Source organism: Photobacterium jeanii, from assembly GCF_001650345.1.
GTDB classification, from domain to species: domain Bacteria; phylum Pseudomonadota; class Gammaproteobacteria; order Enterobacterales; family Vibrionaceae; genus Photobacterium; species Photobacterium jeanii.
Genome location: NZ_LVHF01000028.1, coordinates 343116 through 362874 on the forward strand (window position 1 = coordinate 343116; position 19759 = coordinate 362874).

21 protein-coding genes are annotated in these 19759 nt (G+C 41.9%); 10 read left to right on the forward strand and 11 right to left on the reverse strand.

The window, feature by feature from the left end:
* Positions 1-70 precede the first annotated feature (70 nt).
* Positions 71-499, reverse strand: a complete 429-nt coding sequence (locus A3K86_RS14495; RefSeq protein ID WP_068332389.1) for an META domain-containing protein — start codon at positions 497-499, stop codon at positions 71-73.
* A 210-nt stretch (positions 500-709) separates the two neighbouring features.
* Complete coding sequence (locus tag A3K86_RS14500) at positions 710-2419, reverse strand: mechanosensitive ion channel family protein (RefSeq protein ID WP_068332396.1); 1710 nt, start codon at positions 2417-2419, stop codon at positions 710-712.
* A gap of 337 nt (positions 2420-2756) precedes the next feature.
* Between A3K86_RS14500 and A3K86_RS14505 the strand changes: the two genes are divergently transcribed.
* The 3 genes from A3K86_RS14505 (at position 2757) to A3K86_RS14515 (ending at position 6309) form a co-directional block, all read left to right on the forward strand.
* Entirely contained in the window at positions 2757-4712 is a 1956-nt protein-coding gene (locus tag A3K86_RS14505; RefSeq protein WP_068332399.1) for a tetratricopeptide repeat protein, read from the forward strand.
* Positions 4713-5255: 543 nt separating this feature from the next.
* Positions 5256-5702: a MauE/DoxX family redox-associated membrane protein gene (locus A3K86_RS14510; protein ID WP_068332402.1), complete on the forward strand. Its 447-nt coding sequence runs from the start codon at positions 5256-5258 to the stop codon at positions 5700-5702.
* A gap of 34 nt (positions 5703-5736) precedes the next feature.
* Entirely contained in the window at positions 5737-6309 is a 573-nt protein-coding gene (locus tag A3K86_RS14515) for a rhodanese-like domain-containing protein (RefSeq protein WP_068332403.1), read from the forward strand.
* A gap of 90 nt (positions 6310-6399) precedes the next feature.
* Here A3K86_RS14515 and A3K86_RS14520 read toward each other — a convergent pair whose 3' ends face one another.
* Entirely contained in the window at positions 6400-6660 is a 261-nt protein-coding gene (locus A3K86_RS14520; RefSeq protein WP_068332411.1) for a hypothetical protein, read from the reverse strand.
* A 97-nt stretch (positions 6661-6757) separates the two neighbouring features.
* A complete protein-coding gene (locus A3K86_RS14525; protein ID WP_146145610.1) occupies positions 6758-7312 on the reverse strand; it encodes a hypothetical protein in 555 nt (184 codons plus the stop codon).
* Positions 7313-7851: 539 nt separating this feature from the next.
* Between A3K86_RS14525 and A3K86_RS14530 the strand changes: the two genes are divergently transcribed.
* The 3 genes from A3K86_RS14530 to A3K86_RS14540 are packed head-to-tail and all read left to right on the forward strand — an operon-like array spanning position 7852 to position 8749.
* Positions 7852-8214, forward strand: a complete 363-nt coding sequence (locus tag A3K86_RS14530; protein ID WP_068332417.1) for a hypothetical protein — start codon at positions 7852-7854, stop codon at positions 8212-8214.
* The gene (locus A3K86_RS14535) at positions 8215-8460 is read left to right on the forward strand and encodes a hypothetical protein (protein ID WP_068332420.1); all 246 of its coding nucleotides are present in this window, start codon (positions 8215-8217) and stop codon (positions 8458-8460) included. It abuts the gene before it with no gap.
* Positions 8447-8749, forward strand: a complete 303-nt coding sequence (locus A3K86_RS14540; RefSeq protein ID WP_269747615.1) for a helix-turn-helix domain-containing protein — start codon at positions 8447-8449, stop codon at positions 8747-8749. The genes A3K86_RS14535 and A3K86_RS14540 overlap by 14 nt, the downstream gene beginning before the upstream one ends.
* Before the next feature lie 107 nt (positions 8750-8856).
* Here the strand turns inward: A3K86_RS14540 and A3K86_RS14545 are convergent, their stop codons facing one another.
* The 5 genes from A3K86_RS14545 to A3K86_RS14565 form a co-directional block, all read right to left on the reverse strand.
* Positions 8857-9093 carry a hypothetical protein gene (locus A3K86_RS14545; protein WP_068332426.1) on the reverse strand — a complete coding sequence of 79 codons (237 nt, stop codon included), beginning with the start codon at positions 9091-9093 and terminating at the stop codon, positions 8857-8859.
* Positions 9094-9304: 211 nt separating this feature from the next.
* The gene (gene pstB, locus A3K86_RS14550; protein WP_068332429.1) at positions 9305-10054 is read right to left on the reverse strand and encodes a phosphate ABC transporter ATP-binding protein PstB; all 750 of its coding nucleotides are present in this window, start codon (positions 10052-10054) and stop codon (positions 9305-9307) included.
* An 18-nt stretch (positions 10055-10072) separates the two neighbouring features.
* Positions 10073-10939 carry a phosphate ABC transporter permease PstA gene (gene pstA, locus A3K86_RS14555; RefSeq protein WP_068332432.1) on the reverse strand — a complete coding sequence of 289 codons (867 nt, stop codon included), beginning with the start codon at positions 10937-10939 and terminating at the stop codon, positions 10073-10075.
* Positions 10940-10944: 5 nt separating this feature from the next.
* Positions 10945-11853 carry a phosphate ABC transporter permease subunit PstC gene (pstC, locus tag A3K86_RS14560; RefSeq protein ID WP_068332435.1) on the reverse strand — a complete coding sequence of 303 codons (909 nt, stop codon included), beginning with the start codon at positions 11851-11853 and terminating at the stop codon, positions 10945-10947.
* A 94-nt stretch (positions 11854-11947) separates the two neighbouring features.
* Positions 11948-12772 (reverse strand): phosphate ABC transporter substrate-binding protein, encoded by an 825-nt coding sequence (locus tag A3K86_RS14565; RefSeq protein ID WP_068332439.1) that lies wholly within the window; start codon positions 12770-12772, stop codon positions 11948-11950.
* Between the two features lie 614 nt (positions 12773-13386).
* Between A3K86_RS14565 and A3K86_RS14570 the strand changes: the two genes are divergently transcribed.
* Positions 13387-15015, forward strand: a complete 1629-nt coding sequence (locus A3K86_RS14570) for a methyl-accepting chemotaxis protein (RefSeq protein ID WP_068332441.1) — start codon at positions 13387-13389, stop codon at positions 15013-15015.
* A 110-nt stretch (positions 15016-15125) separates the two neighbouring features.
* Here A3K86_RS14570 and A3K86_RS14575 read toward each other — a convergent pair whose 3' ends face one another.
* A complete protein-coding gene (locus A3K86_RS14575; protein ID WP_068332443.1) occupies positions 15126-15683 on the reverse strand; it encodes a PEP-CTERM sorting domain-containing protein in 558 nt (185 codons plus the stop codon).
* A gap of 172 nt (positions 15684-15855) precedes the next feature.
* Here A3K86_RS14575 and A3K86_RS14580 point away from each other — a divergent pair, with 172 nt between their 5' ends.
* From A3K86_RS14580 to A3K86_RS14590, 3 genes are all read left to right on the forward strand, one after another.
* Positions 15856-16758, forward strand: a complete 903-nt coding sequence (locus A3K86_RS14580; RefSeq protein ID WP_068332446.1) for a LysR family transcriptional regulator — start codon at positions 15856-15858, stop codon at positions 16756-16758.
* Positions 16759-17023: 265 nt separating this feature from the next.
* Positions 17024-18244, forward strand: a complete 1221-nt coding sequence (locus A3K86_RS14585) for a NupC/NupG family nucleoside CNT transporter (RefSeq protein ID WP_068332448.1) — start codon at positions 17024-17026, stop codon at positions 18242-18244.
* 407 nt (positions 18245-18651) lie between these two features.
* Positions 18652-18927 (forward strand): hypothetical protein, encoded by a 276-nt coding sequence (locus A3K86_RS14590; protein ID WP_068332450.1) that lies wholly within the window; start codon positions 18652-18654, stop codon positions 18925-18927.
* 6 nt (positions 18928-18933) lie between these two features.
* Here A3K86_RS14590 and A3K86_RS14595 read toward each other — a convergent pair whose 3' ends face one another.
* Positions 18934-19749 carry a family 16 glycosylhydrolase gene (locus A3K86_RS14595; RefSeq protein WP_068332452.1) on the reverse strand — a complete coding sequence of 272 codons (816 nt, stop codon included), beginning with the start codon at positions 19747-19749 and terminating at the stop codon, positions 18934-18936.
* Positions 19750-19759 lie beyond the last annotated feature (10 nt).

Genomic DNA, 19759 nt, shown 5'->3' on the forward strand with positions numbered 1-19759 from the left:
GCCTGTATGCGTTATCTGGAACGCGGGCTTCGCTTTTAATGTTTAAACGTCATTACTAACTAGATGTGAATTACTTTGCTTTACGTACGAAAGTTAGTGTGTGCTCAGCACCTTTAAGTACTAGCTCATCACCTTGAATGCTTGCTTCACTCCATACGCTTAGTGTTTTAGCGAAGGTGTTTTCTAGCTGCATTTCTGGCTCAGAACATGCCATCATGGTCATGCCCATTTTGTCGATGCGCACTTTGCCTTCTTTTACTTCAGCTTGACCGAAGTAACGGTTACAGCCAGCAAAACCATTAGCGTTCATATCAGCACCTAGTTCTAGGTTTGGTGCTGGCATTTGCTCTGGTAGTGACAATGCTTCGCTATCAACTTGAGTTAGTACCCAGTTGTTGTTAGTTAGCACTTGTTCTGTTGCTACCTGTGCAGTATTGCTGCTAGCGCATGCAGCAAGCATTGCTGGAATAGCAAGAGTCGCTAATAAACGCTTTTTCATAGTTGGTTTCCCCAATCAGTAATGGCCGAAAGGCTTTGGTATTTGATCATTATATAGGTTTATGTTGAACCTAAGCTAGATAAAGTTTAGAACAACACGTTGCTAAATGTTTTATCACCGATGCCGTGAAACGAGCAATATCCAAAGCCTAAAAATGTGTAAGCTTTACGTCAATTTTACATTGTTCATAAGCTTAACTGGGTCATTTGATTACTTTTTTTTGCTTTGGTTCAGTGCAATTGCCTGCTCTTGAGCCATGTGAAGGTGCACATCTTGCTGAGGGAATGGAATCGATAGACCTACCTCATCAAAGCGGCGTTTTACTTCACGTGTGACATCCCAATATACATCCCAGTAGTCTTCAGTTTTCACCCAAGGGCGAACGATATAATCCACCGAAGAGGTATTGAGAGTATGGAGCTTGATGGTTTTCTCTGGCTGGCGAAGTACCATAGGGTGCTCATCGATAATGTCGTTGAACACTTTTTCTGCCAGATCTAAATCATCGCTATAACCTATGCCAAATACCATATCGACTCGACGTACTCGCTCATGGGTCACGTTCTTAATGGTATCGCCCCAAATCTTGCTGTTCGGCACGATCAGGATTTGGTTATCAAAAGTTTTGATTGTGGTGCTAACCAGGCTCATGTGGCTTACCTTGCCTGATACGCCGCCAGCTTCGACAAAATCACCTACATCAAACGGACGGTAGATCAGCAGCATCATGCCTGAGGCAAAGTTAGATAAGGTGTCTTGCAAAGCGAAACCAATGATCACACCAGCAACCCCAAAACCCGTTAGGATAGGGGTTAGATCCAAGCCGATTTGTGACAACGCAATTAGCAAACCAATACAAAAGACCCCTTTACCCGACATCGAAATAAAGAAGTCTTGCATTAATTGCGACATGCGTAGATTCGGAGCGCCTACTGCTTTACGTACCATTTTGCGCGTGACATTTTTCAATACTCGGAATAGGGCAATGATGACGATGAAAATCAGTAGCTTAAAGGCTAATTGTGGCGCGTTATCACCTAACCAAGAGGTGATGTTTTCGAGGTTGTTTTTGGCAATCGACACAATGACGGCAATGTTAAGTAGGTCATTGGTGACATTACCGGTTTGTTCAAACAACTGCTTTTTATATTCGGCAGTGTTGATCTTCATGTTATCGCCAAGCTTGATCAGTGCTTGTAGGCTACTGATATCCCCTTTTACCTGACGATCAGCAAGAATATGGATCAGTTGCAACGATCCTTTTTCGCTCTCGGCAGCTGATTTCAACTGGTTATTGAGCATTTGTTCTTGCTGACTATTGAAGTTTAACGAGGCTGATAAAAACTCCAATTTATGCTCAATAACACCTTTGAGCTCAGCTTGCTGTTTGCTGGTATCGACATCGAGCTTTTCTAACCAGATATAGTTGATGCGCTGTTGATCAAGCAATCGCAGTAAGAACTTATGTGTTTCCTGAGTTTTCTTTTGAAACAGCAGTTTTTGCTCGTCAGGCATATCATCGAGCTTGAGTTCATCTTCTGCAATTTTCTTGGTTAGAAAAGTAATCGCTTCATCAACAAAGGCAACTTGTTCCTTTACCTTCGCCAAGATCTGCTGGTGGTATTGCACCTTAAGATCGCGCTGACTCGCGGTGTCATCGACGATATTTTCGATTACCTCGCGCAATTCATCATTTTTGTTGATCAGCTGCAAACTCACCACGCTTTGTGCTGAACCTTTTGTGGTTTTAGATTCGTTCAATAGCTCTGTGAGTTCAGCGGTTAGTTTTTCAATTTGAGTAATTTCCACTGGCGTAGTGGTTACAACGGTTTCTTCTTGTGGTTTTTCTTCTTGCGCGAGAGCGATATTGCTCCAGCTCAGTGAAGAAACGAGTAGGAAGAAAATGCACAGCAAACGCATGAATGTCACTCCTGCGATTTAGTTAAATGACAGTTATTGAGTACATACTCAGTCTGGCGAAGTATAGATGGCAGGAAAAGTGTGATGTCAGTTCAAAGTTAAGATTCAGGTTTGAGTGCTTTTTCAACGAATTACCAATACAAGCAAAACGTGACTCGGTTCATGCTATGGAAAAAAGGTAAGGTAAATAAGTGCTTACACTGTCAAAACGGATGGTTTTGCCATTCATCAATCCTATAATGTTTTAGCTAATTATAAATAAACCAATAACTTAATTAGTCACGTGTATTTGTGAGTATTTCATTTTAGGTGCTCACTTTTTTATAGGGTTAGGTACATGAAAAACTATTCAAAACAGTTGATGCTAGCAGCTATCTGTTCGGCAGGGTTATTAACAGGCTGTGCCAGCACGTATGAAGACGGACTGGAGGCGTATCAAGAAGGGGATCGTGCTAAAGCGCAGGAAATTTGGCTGGGCTTAGCACAAGAGGGCAATATCGATGCCATGTATGGCGTGTACGAAGTTGCTAGTTATAACTACAACCAAGTGTCGGATGAAAATTTAACTTGGTTACAAAAAGCGGCTGATGGTGGTCTGGCAAAGGCGCAGTACCAATATGGTCGTGAAATGTTTAAGCGAGGAAGTTACAAAGCGGCTTTCACTTATATGGACAAAGCGGCTAAGCAACTATACCCGCAAGCGACCCAATTTTTAGATAAATACAAGCGCGTTCGTACTACCATGTTAGAGGCTGAACTTGAGCAGCCTGTAAGTATGTATAACTTAGGTTACTACTACAGCACTGGTGCGAGAGGATTAACCAAGAGCAAAGCCAAAGCTGCAGAGTGGTATCAAAAGGCGGCTGATAAAGGTGATGCTTTTGCCCTCAATAACCTCGCTATTTTTTACCAAAATGGTGTAGGTGTGACTCGAGACTACGCTAAAGCTATCGATTTGTATAAAAAAGCTATTGATGTTGGCTCCAAAACTGCTTTTTATAATTTAGGTCGTATGTACCAAGATGGTACAGGTGTAGCACGTAACTACAGCAAAGCTAAGGCGTATTTCCAAAAAGGCGCAGAGAAGGGTGAAGCTAACGCTCAGAATTCATTAGCCAACTTATACACTGAGGGCAAAGGTGTAGAGCGTGATCATAAAAAGGCTTATGAGTGGTACTTAAAAGCGGCGGCGCAAAACCAAGATGCAGCACAATACAACTTAGGTAATGTGTTCTATTTTGGTCGTGTAGGTGAACCTGATTTTGCTCAAGCTGCTAATTGGTATCGCAAAGCAGCTAAGCAAGGCTATATGTCCGCACAAGCTAACTTAGCGATAATGTATGCTGAAGGTGAGGGTGTTCCGCAAGATTATAAGCAATCTATTTATTGGGGGAAGAAAGCCGCCGCACAGGGTAGCGCTTCAGCTCAGTATGGTTTGGGTAACCGTTATTACTTTGGTCAAGGTGTGAAGAAAAACCGCTACACTGCAGTACGTTGGTACGAAAAAGCCGCGAAGCAAGGGGATAGCAAAGCGCAATTTAGCTTAGGTAACAGCTATGCTTTTGGTGATGGCAATGCAAAAAATGAAGTGCGTGCCTTGCAATGGTATAACAAAGCGGCCAAACAGGGGCATATTACAGCTCAGTACAACTTGGGCGTGATGTATAGCAATGGCGAAGGTACGAAGCGTGATTACGACAAAGCCATTTCTTGGTATAAAAAAGCGGCGAACGCGGGTCATGCCAGTGCACAGAACAATTTAGGTTTGGCCTATCAGTATGGTCGTGGCGTGAAGAAAAACTATGCATGGGCGACGTATTGGTTTGCTAAGTCAGCTCAGCAGGGTAATAACTATGCTAAAGGAAATATTGATAATGCACTTGGTCGTTTAAACAAATTTAACGTTGCAAAAGCGAACACCGAAGTATTTGCAGGAACAACGACATCGAGCAAGCTGCTAAAACGTATCGCCAAAAATGAGCTGGTCTATAGCTTAGGATCGCAAAACGGCTGGACTGAGGTGTATTACCCAAGTGATTACACACTTGGTTACGTAAAATCAGACTTGCTAAAAACAAAGTCAGCGACCAGACCAAAGAAAACGGCTTCCGCTAATTACGATCCATACCCTGCACGTCCACAAGCTAAATCAGGTTTTGTCACTTGTAACACCAAGTGTACTAATGGTAATTGCTACCGAACTTATTCAGACGGGCGAAAAGTACATTTCCAAGCGAAACAAAAATGGAATCCTTTTACCTCTCAGTTTGAATGGGACTCTGGCGGTTGCTAATACGCTTCTAAGTGGGATGCATTTATCCTGAATTAGTACACCTAAATAAAATTAAGCGGCTTTACTAAAAAGCCGCTTATGAATAATCCGCGCTAAATTTTCAACTTATATTCAGCTATTACTCCATTTAATTAAATTCTGCTAATAGGGCAGTTTTCCTGCTAATTATTATCTGTGATAAATAGCAATCTAAGTCACATTACAACGCGAAGAGTAGACCGATTTCGATACCTCTATCAAGGATTATATTTTGCTACTAAGGTAGTATGGCTTCGCCGTTGATAATCGACGGTTTAAATCTTAACTATATGTAAGATAAGGTTTTATTTGCTATTTTTGTTTGTGAGTATCATAACTATGATATTCATGCTGCTGTTGCATTGATTATCGCTTCTACGCTCAATGATGAGCATTTAACTTAATTTTATTATTCCTATATTTAAATCGGCATTTTTTATCGCTGAGGTTCACGTATAAATTTTATTTACTTGTAGCGGCAGGACAAAGCGCCTTTATAAGTGAAAACACAAAAGAGAGCCTGTTATGAAAACGAGAGGCAAGCTTCATCTATTTGTTACTTCTTTTGTATTGCTATGTGCTGCCGCGCTGACAGTGAAAGGCATCTTCTTTACTGAGCATACTCGATTGCTATTGAGTGATACTGGTGCTGTTCCTGTTATGTATAGCGGAGTAATAGCGTTCGCGATCCCTCTCATTCTAGGCATTAGTGTGGTTACAGCCTGCTTAGGCATTACATCATTACTGCCTGTCGTGGTCGTGTTTGGTATGCATATCGCCCTGATGGGGCTGGCTCTTTATCAAGGTTTACATTTTGATTGTGGTTGTTACCTGCCGGGTTCAGTTCAGTCAGAGGTGTATAGCACGCTTCAGTTACAGTTTTTCATTATGCTGTTGGTTCTTCTTCTGTCAGCAGCACTATTTTATTTCAATAGCTTGGCTCGCACTCATGCGCTGAAATCAAGCGTATGAAGTGGCAAAAGCCCATTATCAAAAGGATACGATCATGACCAAAAATAAAGTGACTTGGCACTCAAGCACACGTACAGGGCGTAGCTTCTGGCTTAATATTTTTATTCTTGCCAGTGCACTATTTATTCTTCCGTTTTCGGCCAATGCGGGTTTGTTTGGTGGTAAGTTCAAGGCTGAAGTGGAAACCGAACATGTTGCAATTAAGCTTCATAACGAGACAGTGGCTGGCGGTTATCAACTTATCGATACCAAAGGTTTAAAAACGCTGATGGGTCAAACGTCGGATGCCCTGATCGTTGATGCGATGCCGTTCAAAGACAGTTATAAGAAAGAACACATTCCAAGTGCTGAACAGTTTGAGTTTCCGATCCCTGATATGCCAGAGTGGGATTCAGCTTTAACAGATCAGAAAAGCATTGAGGACTTCACCAAGCTGTTAGGTAATGACAAAAATAAAACACTAATCTTCTACTGTGGTTTTGTGAAATGTAGCCGGAGCCATAATGCTGCAGCTTGGGCGGTGAAACTAGGTTATACCAATGTGTACCGTTACCCAGGCGGCATCTTTGCGTGGAAAGGCGCAGGCTTTGAAACGTCATCACTGTAGTTATTACACGACATTGTTTTAAAGTGTTTAAGGTAGGTACATCAGCAATAATGTATCTACCTTTTTCGTTTGATACTAAGAAGAATGACTCTATTTGAACAGCAAGCCAATAGCTTTGATGACTTCGTCTGGGTCACAATTATGGTAAAGCGGTCTAAAACTATCGGTTTGTTTGTAGAGATGTTCGATATCAGAATATTCGATGCTGCCTGTGTTCTTAACAGAATAGAATTTGAGGATTTCATTTGCGCGTTTTAAATCGAGTGGAAATGCGCCCATTATATCGCCAGAACTGACTTTTCCTTGCTGCACAACTTTCGCTTCTATAAATTTATCGTGGTAAATCGCCATAGAATGATCCTTATATTTTCATCTGTTTAAGTGAGGTGTTGTGTGCTTGAATTAGAAATTGGTGTTATTTACCTATCAATTCGGTTAAATAGATGAACTATGCTCGAACAATACATTTTAACCCTTCAATTGATTCAATTTGATTGACTGCATTCAGTAATGTCGATTTAAAATTATTTCCTTTTCTAGCAAAGGATAAATAGGCATAGCCATAACGAAGTCTGACATCGGCATCATCGCAACCTACCTCGCAGAGCGCTTCATTTAGATGTGTTAAGTCGTCGATATTGTGGAAGAAGTTACCAATCAGTTTTATTTCAAATTTGAAGTTATTCTTGAAAGCACATGCACGGCACAGACATTCTTTGTTTGATAACACTCCTAGTGTATGAACTGTAAGTACTTTTCGGCATTCATCACATTTCTTTTCGTATTTTGCTTGGTCGTAAATTTCGTGATGAGAGACGAGACCGAAAGCATCGTAGTAAATGTTTTTTACGTGCTTATAAGAGGATGGGGTGCAGAGGTGTCCACATTCACACCGCTCTTGCAAGGTGGAAAAGCAGTTTTCTGTTGCAGCTGTCCAGCTCATTTTACAGACTCGGCAGCTGAACCAACGGATCCCTGCATTATGCGCTAATTTTTTTGACATCACTATTACCGTTTAAATGAAGATAGAGAGGTAAAGGGTTGATAGTGTCGGGAGACGATCATTGTGCGTCATGAAAAACATGAGCATGGTGAATAGTGAACCGTGTTAAGGGGAGCGGAACTATTCAAAAGGCTAGTGTGCATGAAGCAGTAATTTAAAAAGACCCTGCATAAATGCAGGGTAAGTGTCTACTTAAACTACTATCTTATTGTCAGATGAATGACGTTTTTAGTGTGAATATAGTAACTGCGAATAGGATTATATCAATAATAAAAATGATCTTTTACATTAACTAATTAAACGGTTTAATTAATGTGTAGTAATGGTTACTTTAAATTTTAATATAGTTTATATGTTTGTATTTCTACGCTGAAAGCAGAATTGTTAGATTAATAGTATTGTTGAATATATCAAGCCAATAATAGTTATTAAACTTGAAAATCAACATTTCAAAAATAAAATGTTGAATAATGGATAAATTAACGTGACCATATTAAGGAATAAAAAAGATGAAATTAAAATAGTTAAAAGGTTTAAATATGGGGTTGATACGTGTGACGGATTTACATGAACTAACGGAAGAGTCAAAAGCTTTTCTTCTTTATTATGTCTCACAAGATTTAACCAATATTGCTGAAAACCTTAGCTTCAAGCCATGTGATACTCCATTCGGTAAATATATCATTAAGTATGAAACCACGTTTATTAATGACCTTGAAGGTTTAGTTGAGTACTGGATTGTATTCAATAATAGCAAAGCACTTGGAATAGCCCAGCGGATCAGTTACGACGCCAACTTCGAAAGCTCGTTTCTTCATTTCAAGCTTAATCGAGAAGATGAAGCGCAGATCTTGTCGCGGATCCCTTTGCTACCTCAAGTTTATATTAATGAGGAAGAGTAAATGATTTATAGTTTTGAAATATTAATTGTCGACAAGCTGCGTCGCGATATTGATGCGCTTGGTGATTTAATCAGCCAACGTGCAATATTTTCAGATGTGGTTCTGAGTGAGAAAGAGGGTGAGTTCTACCTGTCTTATGCACGTGAAGGCTGCTCATATAATGATGAAGCGTTTAATGCGATTGAAGAGATAGACACTATCGATGGACTTGCATGTTTATTGGTGAACAATCTTGACGAATGTTAGTGGGTACAAAATACGTGCTTTACGATTAAAGCATAAAATGAAAAGCGAAATATGCGCACATTATTTAGAAATTACACCAACGTATTTATCACTGGTTGAAAATGGTAAGAAGCACCCGTCAGACAAAGTAATCGATAAAGCTGTACGCTTATTTAATGTACCTTCAACGTACTTTCTTTCACTATCTGAACCTGTGGCAAAGATTGTTGCGTTATCTGCTGATTTATCAGAGGAAGATAAGAATATAATTAGTTCTATCTTAGGTAATCGAAAGCGTCAGCGCCATTAGAGTAGTGTTTGTGTTACTTCTAGCTGAGGCTTACGATAATTCATTTCTTTAACTTTGAGACAGAGTAAGCAGCAGCTGAAATATTTGGTTTGATATTGGCAAGCGTTTTATTTCGCTATGCACTTTAATATATTAAGTTTTATATCATTAGTTTCATTGCTGTTCATATAGAGTGTGTTGCTCATCATAAAACCATGAACTTGATTATCAAAAGCGACTATTTTAGTGATGCCTTTATTTTCTAATGCAAAGCGAAAATAAGCATTAAATTCTGCTTTGCTCATTGGTAAATAACTGACAGGGTAGTAACTATAACTCGTGTTATTAAATGTGATTGTTTCCATTTTTGCCTCCAAAAATGAGAAGGATAGTGATGAGTTGACTGTCGTAAATATAACACTAAGAGCCAAGTCTACTAAGTGAAGTTACTAAGGTTAACTGGGCACAAAAAAAGCCCCTTCCAAGGAAGGGGCAATAGTACCATCGCTATTATTATTCGTTTCAATAAGGCGACTGAGAAAGAATATTCCTTCTCGTTCTAATTAGTGGTAACCCTTAACCGAAGTCACCGTTCACATAACCGCGAGTACGGTCATCGTTTGGTTCGTTGAACAGTTTTTGTGTTTCGTCGTGCTCAACCAGCTCACCCATAAGGAAGAAAGCTGTGCGGTCTGAAATACGACGAGCTTGCTGCATTGAGTGGGTGACGATAACGATGGTGAAGTCTTTCTTTAGGGTTTCCATCAAGTCTTCGATTTTCTTGGTCGCGATTGGGTCAAGCGCTGATGTTGGTTCATCCATCAGGATCACTTCAGGTTGCATCGCGATAGTACGAGCAATACATAGACGCTGTTGCTGACCACCAGAAAGACCAAACGCGTGTGATTTCAGGCGATCTTTTACTTCATCCCACAACGCCGCACCACGTAGTGATTTTTCAACCACTTTATCGAGTTCTTTCTTATCTTTGATGCCTTGGGCGCGCAGACCGTAAGCGACGTTTTCGTAAATGCTCATTGGGAACGGGTTTGGCTTTTGGAATACCATACCCACTTTGATACGTAATTGAGCAACATCGATATTGCCGTAAACGTTCTCGCCATCCATGCTCAAGTTACCGTCAATCTTCACGCCTTCAATCAGGTCGTTCATGCGGTTCAAACAACGTAGTAGGGTTGATTTACCACAGCCAGATGGACCGATCAGCGCCGTTACCTGACGATTCGGAATTGGCAGGTTAATTTTCTTCAGTGCTTGGTTTGAGCCGTAGTATAGATCTAGGTCTTGGATATCAAATTTGTTCATTGTTTTCTTCCTCAAAAATTAGTAAGTCGCTGTATTGAAACGGTTGGCAATCAGTTTTGTAACCAAGTTGATGATGAGCACTACTACGATAAGAATGGTTGCCGTTGCATAGGCTTGTTGCCATTCGTGGATGGTGTAGAGCTCTTGCGTCAACTTGTACAGGTGAACGGTTAGGGTACGACCAGAGTCAAAAACACTCTCTGGCACACGCGCAACCATACCTGCTGTCATGAATACAGGTGCTGATTCACCAATAACACGACCAACGCTGAGGATGATGGAGGTTACGATACCAGGCATCGCGCTCGGTAAGATAAGTCTCCAAATGGTGTAAATTTTTGAAGCGCCCAGACCGTAAGAACCTTCACGGTAAGTCTGAGGTACTGCCATTAACGCTTCTTCCGTGGTACGGATAATTACAGGCAGAATAAGAATACTCAGGGTTAGGGCACCAGACAGAATCGAGTAACCAAAACCTAGTACCACAACGAAGAAGGTCATACCGAATAGACCGTAAATGATCGATGGGATACCCGCTAGAGACTCGGTACAGAAGCGGATCACTTTCACCAGCTTGCTGCCCACTTTTGCGTATTCTGTTAGGTAAATCGCGGTCATAATGCCGAGCGGCGCTGCGACAGCGATGGATGCGGCAACCATGTATAAGGTTGACACAATCATTGGCCAGATACCTGACTCTTGACCAATGGTGGTGTAGTTAGACGAAATGAAAGACCAATCTACATAAGAAAGACCATTGCTTAGGATGTACCACACAACCCATAGCAGAAAGCCCACTGTGATACTTGCCGACAGCCAAATTACGCTCAGTGAAATTTTATCTTTAAGCTGCTGCGCGGCTGGATTTGTTGATTGTAAAGCCATAATTCTTACCTCGCACGCTCACGGTTTAGGTAAAGGAGCGCGGCGTTCAACACCATGATAAATACCAGAAGAACAATACCTGTCGCGTAAAGCGCACTTGCGTGAACACCGGTCGCGTAAGACATTTCAATTGCGATGTTCGCGGTTAGGGTACGTGCTGAATCGAGCAGCCCTTCAGGCATAGCCGGGGAGTTACCCATCACCATGATGATGGCCATCGTCTCACCTAAAGCACGAGCAATACCCAGAATCACACCAGTCATGATGCCTGAGCGTGCTGCTGGTACGAGAAGCTTAAAGATGGTGAACATTTGTGATGCGCCAAGTGCGAGCGAACCTTCTTTATAAGAGCGAGGAACAGCCCGAATTGACGTTTCAGACACTGTGATTACCGTTGGAAGAATCATCACCGCCAGTACGATGATACCCGCCAGCACGGTGTTACCAGCTGGAATCGAGAACACGTCTTGGATTAGAGGAACAATAATCACGAGACCAAAGAAGCCGTAAACCACTGATGGAATACCAGCTAGCAGCTCAATCATTGGACGAATAAGATCAGATAGGCGTTTAGGGGCGACTTCTGCAATGAAAATAGCCGTTAGCACGCCAATTGGCACCCCAAGAATGACTGCACCCGCTGTTGAAACCAGCGATGCCACAATCATAGGTGCAATACCGTAAAGCGCCGGTGGTAGCCAGTCTGTACCAAGTACAATGCCTGAGATACCTGCGAATTGGAAAGCCGCTAAGCCTTCACGGAAGATAAAGTAACCAATGGTAATAAGAGATAAAATACCTAGCGCAGCGCTAAGCATAAAAAGGTTTTTGAAGAACAGCTCACGCCAATCAATCGCTTTTTTAGTGCGAAGCGAAGCTATTTTCGTTGTTTTTTCAATATTTGCGATGGTCATAATAACGACTCCAACTACCAGCCAAACTGATGGCTGACATTGAGGCATAAAATAACGCCCGACGCTGACCGTCGAGCGTTATAAAAAATGAATCTTAGTTAACTGCGATGTAGCCTTTGCCTGTTACCAGCTGTTGTGCTTCATCGGTTTGAGTCCAATCTAGGAAAGTCTTAGACGCTGATTTGATTTTGGTTGCTTGGTAAAGCACTAGGAATGGGCGCTGAACCTTGTATTCACCAGATTTGATTGTATCTACAGAAGGTGCATGACCATCTACAGAAACGGCTTTTAGAGAGTTATCAACAGTACCTAGTGAGATGTAACCGATAGCAAATGGGTTGTTTGCTACGGTTGTTTTCAGCTGACCGTTACCAGAAGCAACTTGTGCACGCTGAGAGATAGCAGATACTTTGATGTCATTGATTTTTTTCTTAAGACCCATGATGTCTTCAAAAGCACCACGAGTACCAGAAGCTGTGTCACGAGTTACAACAACGATTGGCTTGTCTTCACCGCCAACTTGTTTCCAGTTAGTGATTTCACCTTTGTAAATCTTAGTAATATCAGCCTTAGCAAGATCTTTAACTGGGTTGCTGTTGTGAACAACAACGGCGATACCGTCGCGAGCAACAACCACTTCTTTTAGATCCGCTGACTTTTCAGAATCTTTTAAGTTACGAGAACTCATACCTAGGTCTGCAGAACCGTCTTTCGCAGCACGGATACCCGCTGATGAACCTGGGCCTTGTACTTCAACAAACACAGATGGGTTTGCCTTGCTGTAAGTCTCACCAAATACTTCCATGAGCGGTGTTACTGAGCTTGAGCCAACAACAGAGATTGTTTCGTTTGCAACAGCAGCTACGTTGAAAGCCATTGAACCTGCAAGAGCTAGTGCACCGATAACCTTTGTTTTCATTTTCCTGGTCCTTTACATGATGGCGATATTGCCAATTGGGTTTGTATGAACGAGGCAAAGATTAGGAGAGTTTTATGACAGTGATGTTTCAGTAGTTTGAACACTCTATGACGATAGTCATAATTGCTTCTTAATTGAGCAATTAAGAAAATGTTAAATCAGATGTAATCATGAGCATTTAAGCGGCTAATTGACGGCCTTATAAGAGTAATGAGTCGTTATTGGCTCAAATAAAAGCGCTTCATCTTTTATGACCGAAAAATGAAAATGAAGGAGAATCACAAATTTTATAACTTTTCAGGACGCGTTTATATTTTTTATAGAATGGCGTCCTGTTTGTGTGTATCCTGTAACCAAATTAAAATTATTAAGTAAGTACTTGGTATGCAATGGGAATATTCCCAGAGCCTAGTTTTTAGTGTAGTGCTGTCATTTTTTTGACTGTGATTAGTTCTAAATTTGATTAACTTTTTTGCTTTATTGCGAAAAATTAGTGTGATCTAGATCTACCTTTAATGGGGTTAATCAAGGATAATATCCGACGGATTGCGATTTAAATAACAATTAATTCACGTCGCACATGAAATAAGCAGCTAGTTATATTGAGGTTTTTGATGCAGTTTTCTTTGAAAAATCTGTCAATACGCATGCAGGTATTGCTACCTGTGCTATTGATGGCCGTTGTTCTGTTCTTGTCTTTACTCTTTACCAAAACAAAGCTTGAAGATGAACAAGCCGCTGTTACAGCGAGCACTAACTCACTTATCACTTATAAAGATACTTTAGCGAATATTGATGATCAGGTTTACCCACTACGAATTAGTGCGGTTTACGCGATCTACGATTCATCGCGTCGTGACTCTTTCCAATCTGAGCTAAATACAGCGGCAGCTAAAATTGCTGAAGATTTAAAAGTAGTAGAAACAGTGGCTGATTTTCGTGAAGACGCTGCAGCCGTTAAAAAATCTATCAATGACTACATCAACTTCTCACGTCAAGCGGTAACATTGCTTAACCGTTTCGACGCAGGTGAAGTGTCTCAAACCGAATTTGATCAATTCATCACTCGTTACCGTTCAGTTGGTAATGCGATGGTTGAAAGCATTAACCGCTTATCAAAAGATGTGAATGACTACGGTCAGCGCAGCATGGCGAATAGTGCAGCAGCTAATGCATCTGTAATGCTAAATGCGTCTATCGCGATCATTGCTGTATTTATTCTTGCGATTTTCGCAGCATGGTGGCTATCAGGTCTTATCGTTAACCCAATCACTAAGCTTCAAGCGGTAATGCGTGAAGTGGCTGGCGGTAACCTACGTGTTAAAGCTGACCAAGACGGCGAAAACGAAATTGCTCAACTAAGTGCTGACGTTAACTCTACAGTGACTCAGCTACACAGCACGGTTGACGCCTTAATTCGTATCAGTGAAGACGTAGCTTCTGCTTCAACAGAGCTTGCTGCGGTAATGACGCAATCTGAAGCGAACGCACAGCAAGAATTGAACGAAATTGATCAAGTTGCTTCTGCTGTGAACGAGCTATCAAGCACTGCTGATAACGTGAGCGATAACGCAACGACTGCAGATGCAACCGCGAAGCAAACTGATGATCTAGCGAAAGAAGGTCTAAGCATCTTCGAGCAAAGCAATGCCGCTAGTCAGCAAATGTCTAACACTTTGGAAGAAGCGGCGGGTGTGGTAACACGTCTGAAAGATCAATCAGAGCAAATCAGCAAAGTGATTGAAGTTATCCGTAGTATTTCAGAGCAAACTAACCTGCTGGCACTTAATGCTGCTATTGAAGCTGCGCGTGCTGGTGAGTCTGGTCGTGGTTTCGCCGTAGTTGCGGATGAAGTTCGTATGCTTGCAGCAAGAACGCAGTCTTCTACTCAAGAAATCCAAGCCATTATTGAAGAGCTTCAATCTCAATCTGGTAATGCGAACGAAAGCATGCAGCAGAGCCTTGAGATGCTGCAGCGTAACCAAGCGTTGTCTAACCAAGCTAACGATGCGCTGATCGGTATTACTGAATCAGTTGTTGAAATCAGCGATATGAACACGCAAGTTGCAACCGCTGCAGAGCAACAGTCGCAAGTGACACAAGATATCAACCGTAACGTGACGAACATGTCTGAGATTATCAATCAGAACGTGGCGGGTATCAGTCAAAGTGCGCAAGCAAGTGCGGAACTATCGCAACTTGCTGAGCAGCAGAAACAACAGCTGTCATTCTTTAAACTGTAATCAGTAAAAGAACACTCTGTATAGCGTTCAAAAGCTAAGTTAGTCTCAACAAAGAAAATACCGAACCTAGGTTCGGTATTTTTTTGTCTTTTAAAGTGGTTGATTACTGGTTATACATCTTGCGCTTGTTTGCGACGACGGATAAAGCCTAACCCTAGTAAACCGCTACCAAGTAGTAGCATTGATGTTGGCTCCGGCACATCCCAGCGGAAATAAGCAGCACCGCCGCCAAATGGACTTTCATTCGCGACGATTGTGATAGAGTGCTGACCTGCATCTAGAATGACGCGATTGCTACTTACTAATGGGTCAGCTAAACACACTTCAGGGTCATTACCACAACCGCCAGTATCAGCGACACTTGGTGTAGAGAACAGTAGAGTACCAAAGTCAAAGACGCTAAAACTGTCACCACGAGCGAATGCATCAACGACGGTAAAACCTTGGCCACCGGTTGATGTGAAGGTCCATGGTGGTGCATCGGCAAAGGTTGTTGGCGTGCCAGTGCTAGGTACACAACCACCACATGCGGTTGCTGATGAACCTGGACCTGAGAAAAGGAACTCATACCAAGTATCGACTTGAATTGGACCTGCAAGTGCAGAAGTTGAAGCCCCAAGCGTTGCTGCTAATGCTAATGATTTAACTAATTTTGATTGAATAGACATGGTGTACCTTCCTTAGCTTGTTTCTCTATGAGTTATAAACTGACTAATACAAGGTGTATGCCATATTTTTAATGCTTTGTTTTTAAACAAATTAAAAATTAAATAGAAAGGAAAATAGGCGAGAGTGTAAAATTATTAGACACTAAGCGCTTGAAAGCCTAGGAACATAACAATGATTAAAAAAGCCCAGCAGATGATAGTGTTTAATGCACTGACTAAGCAGAAGAGCTTTACTAAAGCTGCCCAGTTGCTGGATATTTCGCGAACTCAAGTGAGTAAGCAGATTCAACAGCTTGAAGAACGCTTAGGTGTTCAGCTTGTGCAACGAACAACGCGTTCATTCTCTTTAACCGAAGAAGGACAACGCTTTGCTGCCCATTGCGCCAAAATGGTTGATGAAATTAACGAGGCGGAAAGCGAACTGTTTGACGCTACCGATAATATGCAGGGGTTGTTACGTGTGGGTATCGCTCAGTCGTTTGCCCGTCATCATATAGCGCCCTATATTTCGGAATTTCACCAACGCTATCCGCAACTGGATCTTGAATTGAGCTTGTTCGATCATCGAATTGACATGATCGCAGAGCAGTTAGATTTGTGGATTGGTATGACAGACTCACCACCAGATGGTTTTGTCGCGCGTCACTTGGCGGATTGTGAGTTCGTGCTGGTGGCAAGCCCTGATTATCTTGCACGTCATGGCGTGCCTTACGAACCACAAGATCTTAGTCAGCATAACTGTATTACTTACCACAGCCGCGAACGAAAAGATAATGTGTGGAGTTTCCAAAAAGAAGATCAAGATTTGCATTTAAAAGTGAAGGGTAACTTTCGGGTTGATTCCGCTGATGCGATTCTAGATGCGACTTTAACGGGGAACGGTATTGGTTATCTGGCAACTTACCTTATTAATAAAGAATTTAGTGAAGGTAAGTTAGTAAGGTTATTACCGGATTGGAAACTAACGCAGCACATGCCGCTTTACGCAGTCTACCCAAGGTATAAATTTCTGCCTCAGAAAGTAAATGCCTTTATCGAATTCGTCCGTCAACACGTAAAATTTTCGTCTTGTTAGGATGAAAAAACACCCGCCACATGATGCAAATTTCAGCAAGCAATCGATAACTACCAGTGATGATTGTCACTGGTGGGGACAATAGTATCCCCTATAGGAACCAATGGGGTTATTTTCGTTTGCTTTGCTGATAAAAGAACCAAGATTACGTTTTTGTGTATCAAAACTGTAAATGTGTGTAACATTTTGAACCTTGTCACACTTTTATTTATGAATAGAATGCCTCCGCAATCGTTTACCAAACAACTTCAGTGGAGAATGACCTGTGAATTATCTGGTCAGCATTTTAGGCGTATTTACGCTGTTTGCGGTTGCAATCCTATGTTCTGAAAACCGTCGTGCAATTAACTGGCGTACCGTGGGTGGTGCTTTTGCTATCCAATTGGTTTTTGCTGGTTTCATCCTATACGTACCTGTTGGGCGTGAAATCCTAAACAGCGTTTCAAATGCAGTCTCCGGTATCATCGACTACGGTCGCATTGGTACAGAATTCCTATTTGGTGAATTGGCACAGTTCAAACTTGGCTTTATCTTTGCCGTGAACGTATTGCCAACAATCGTATTCTTCTCAGCGTTGATCTCAGTGCTTTACTACCTTGGCGTGATGGGTTTTGTGATCCGCACTATTGGTGGCATGTTGCAACGCGTTTTAGGAACTAGCCGTACAGAATCTATGTCGGCAACAGCGAACATCTTTGTTGGTTCAGTAGAAGCGCCTTTGGTTGTTCGTCCTTTCCTAGCAAAAATGAGCCGCTCAGAGCTATTTGCTGTGATGGTTGGTGGTTTGGCATCAGTTGCTGGTGGTACTTTGGTGGGCTACGCTGGTCTAGGTGTCGAGATCAGCTACCTAGTGGCAGCAAGTTTCATGTCAGCACCGGCTGGTTTGATGATGGCTAAGATCCTTGTACCTCAAACTGAAGCGATTGATGAAGATAATCAATCTGCATCAGATGAAGACGAAGACGAACCTGTAAACATCATTGATGCAGCTACGCGTGGCGCATTGGGTGGTCTACAAATCGTAATGGCTGTTGGCGCAAGTTTGCTAGCAATCATCAGTTTGATCGCTTTGATCAATGGCGGTCTAGCCCATGTTGGTAGCTGGGTTGGTCTTGAAGAACTAAGCCTTGAGCTGATCTTCGGTTACTTATTTGCACCAGTAGCATGGTTGATCGGTGTGCCGTGGTCTGAAGCTACTGTAGCGGCTAGCCTAATTGGTAAGAAGATTGCAGTGAATGAATTCGTTGCTTTTGCTGACCTAATGGCAGTGAAAGAGCAGCTAAGCCAACACTCGCAAGCTGTAGTGACTTTCGCACTATGTGGTTTTGCGAACCTAACTTCAATTGCAATGTTAATGGGTGGTTTAGGTGGCGTTGTACCTAGCCGTCGTCCTGATATTGCTCGTCTTGGCTTTAAAGCAATTTTTGCAGCAACATTAGCGAACCTAATGAGCGCAACAATCGCAGGAATTTTCTTATCGTTCTAAGGGCTAGGCTCACATGAGCCCTAAGAACGGCTAAGAAATAACAGAGAGCTTCGGCTCTCTGTTTTTGTATCTGAAACTTGGCACTCTGCTTGCAATGTGTAAATGGTAACTAGAATGCCTAGTTGCAAAAGTAAACTCTTGATGGTGTTGAACTTGATTGTGTTGGAGTAGAAAGAGTTTTGGTTAAGGGCGTTAAGCAAAACTCTTAATACTAACAAAATGAAACCCGCGTTTAGCGGGTTCATTAGAGGTTTACTCGTAAGCCTGATTTTGCAAAACAGACTGGGTAAGACAAGAAGCAAGACCTAAGGGAACGAGTTGCAACATTTCTTAGTATAGCGAAGCATCGCCAATGGCTGTCTTAAAAGTGATAACATGAGCGGTAACAATCGAAATGAGAAAGCTCAATGAAATCACCAGTTGATAAGTTACTGACCAAGCATCAAGAACTCATTCATTCAGACGGTAAGACAGTGACATCGCACACTCAGCGTGATGAAGATGATTGGGTGTTACATACGTTAATGATTGAAGATTGCGATGTGCCTTTCAAATTCCGGCGCAAAAAGAAATACAAATCGCTTACTGGGCAGAAAGTGAATATTACTTACTACCCAGAAAGCGAAAAGGTGGCAGGGTTCGAGTTTGAAGTGATGCGAATTGTCCGTATCAAGCTTTACTGATATTGCTTACTCAATCGTACAGTGCTTGCCTTGGGTGTAGCTGATATTACGGAAATAAGCAGTTGATGTTTGTCCGCGATCGTCGTACTCACCCGCCCAATTTGAAATATGCGAATCGGTTAGCCATACATTTGCCATAATCCGAAGGGTTGAGTCATCAGCTGATGGTGTCGGATTGTTCGGATTATTACGCTGAACATAAACTAGCTGACCATCCACATACCACTTAATGGCTTTTGGGGTCCATTTAATGCCATAGCGATGGAAATCTTCTGAAGCATCAAAGTCTAGGAATATCAGTTTTTCATTACTGCTGGTGTAACGATCATCGTTAGTCCAGAAGTTAATCTGCATCATATTGGTGTTATTCCCTAAGAACTCGATGTCGATTTCATTGTGCATGCCATTACTGTTTTCGTCTTTGTCGTAAGGGCCAGCAAATAAGAAGAATGCACTCACTACACCAGATTCTTTAACTGGTTTCATTTCTGCTTCAAAGCAGCCATAGCGATAGAATTTATGGCTTCTTAATTCCCCTGACTGGAATTCGCTGCTTTGGTCTGGCAATGGATTTTTTGATAGTGAAATTGCCATACCTTCATTTTCGCTAAAGGTAATGGCTTCACCTTCCCAGCGGTTCACGAATGGAAAGCCATTGCTCCATCCGTCTGATTTCCACCATAAGCTATCATCGAGACTCGTCATAGGATCGGCAAAATTATTGGTGTTAGAGGTTGTGGCTTTTTTAGCCGCAAAAAGTGATGGTGAAAGTAGCGCGCAAGCAAGGATCGCCAAAGGCGTGAATTTTTTAATAGTTAACATATTACTGCAT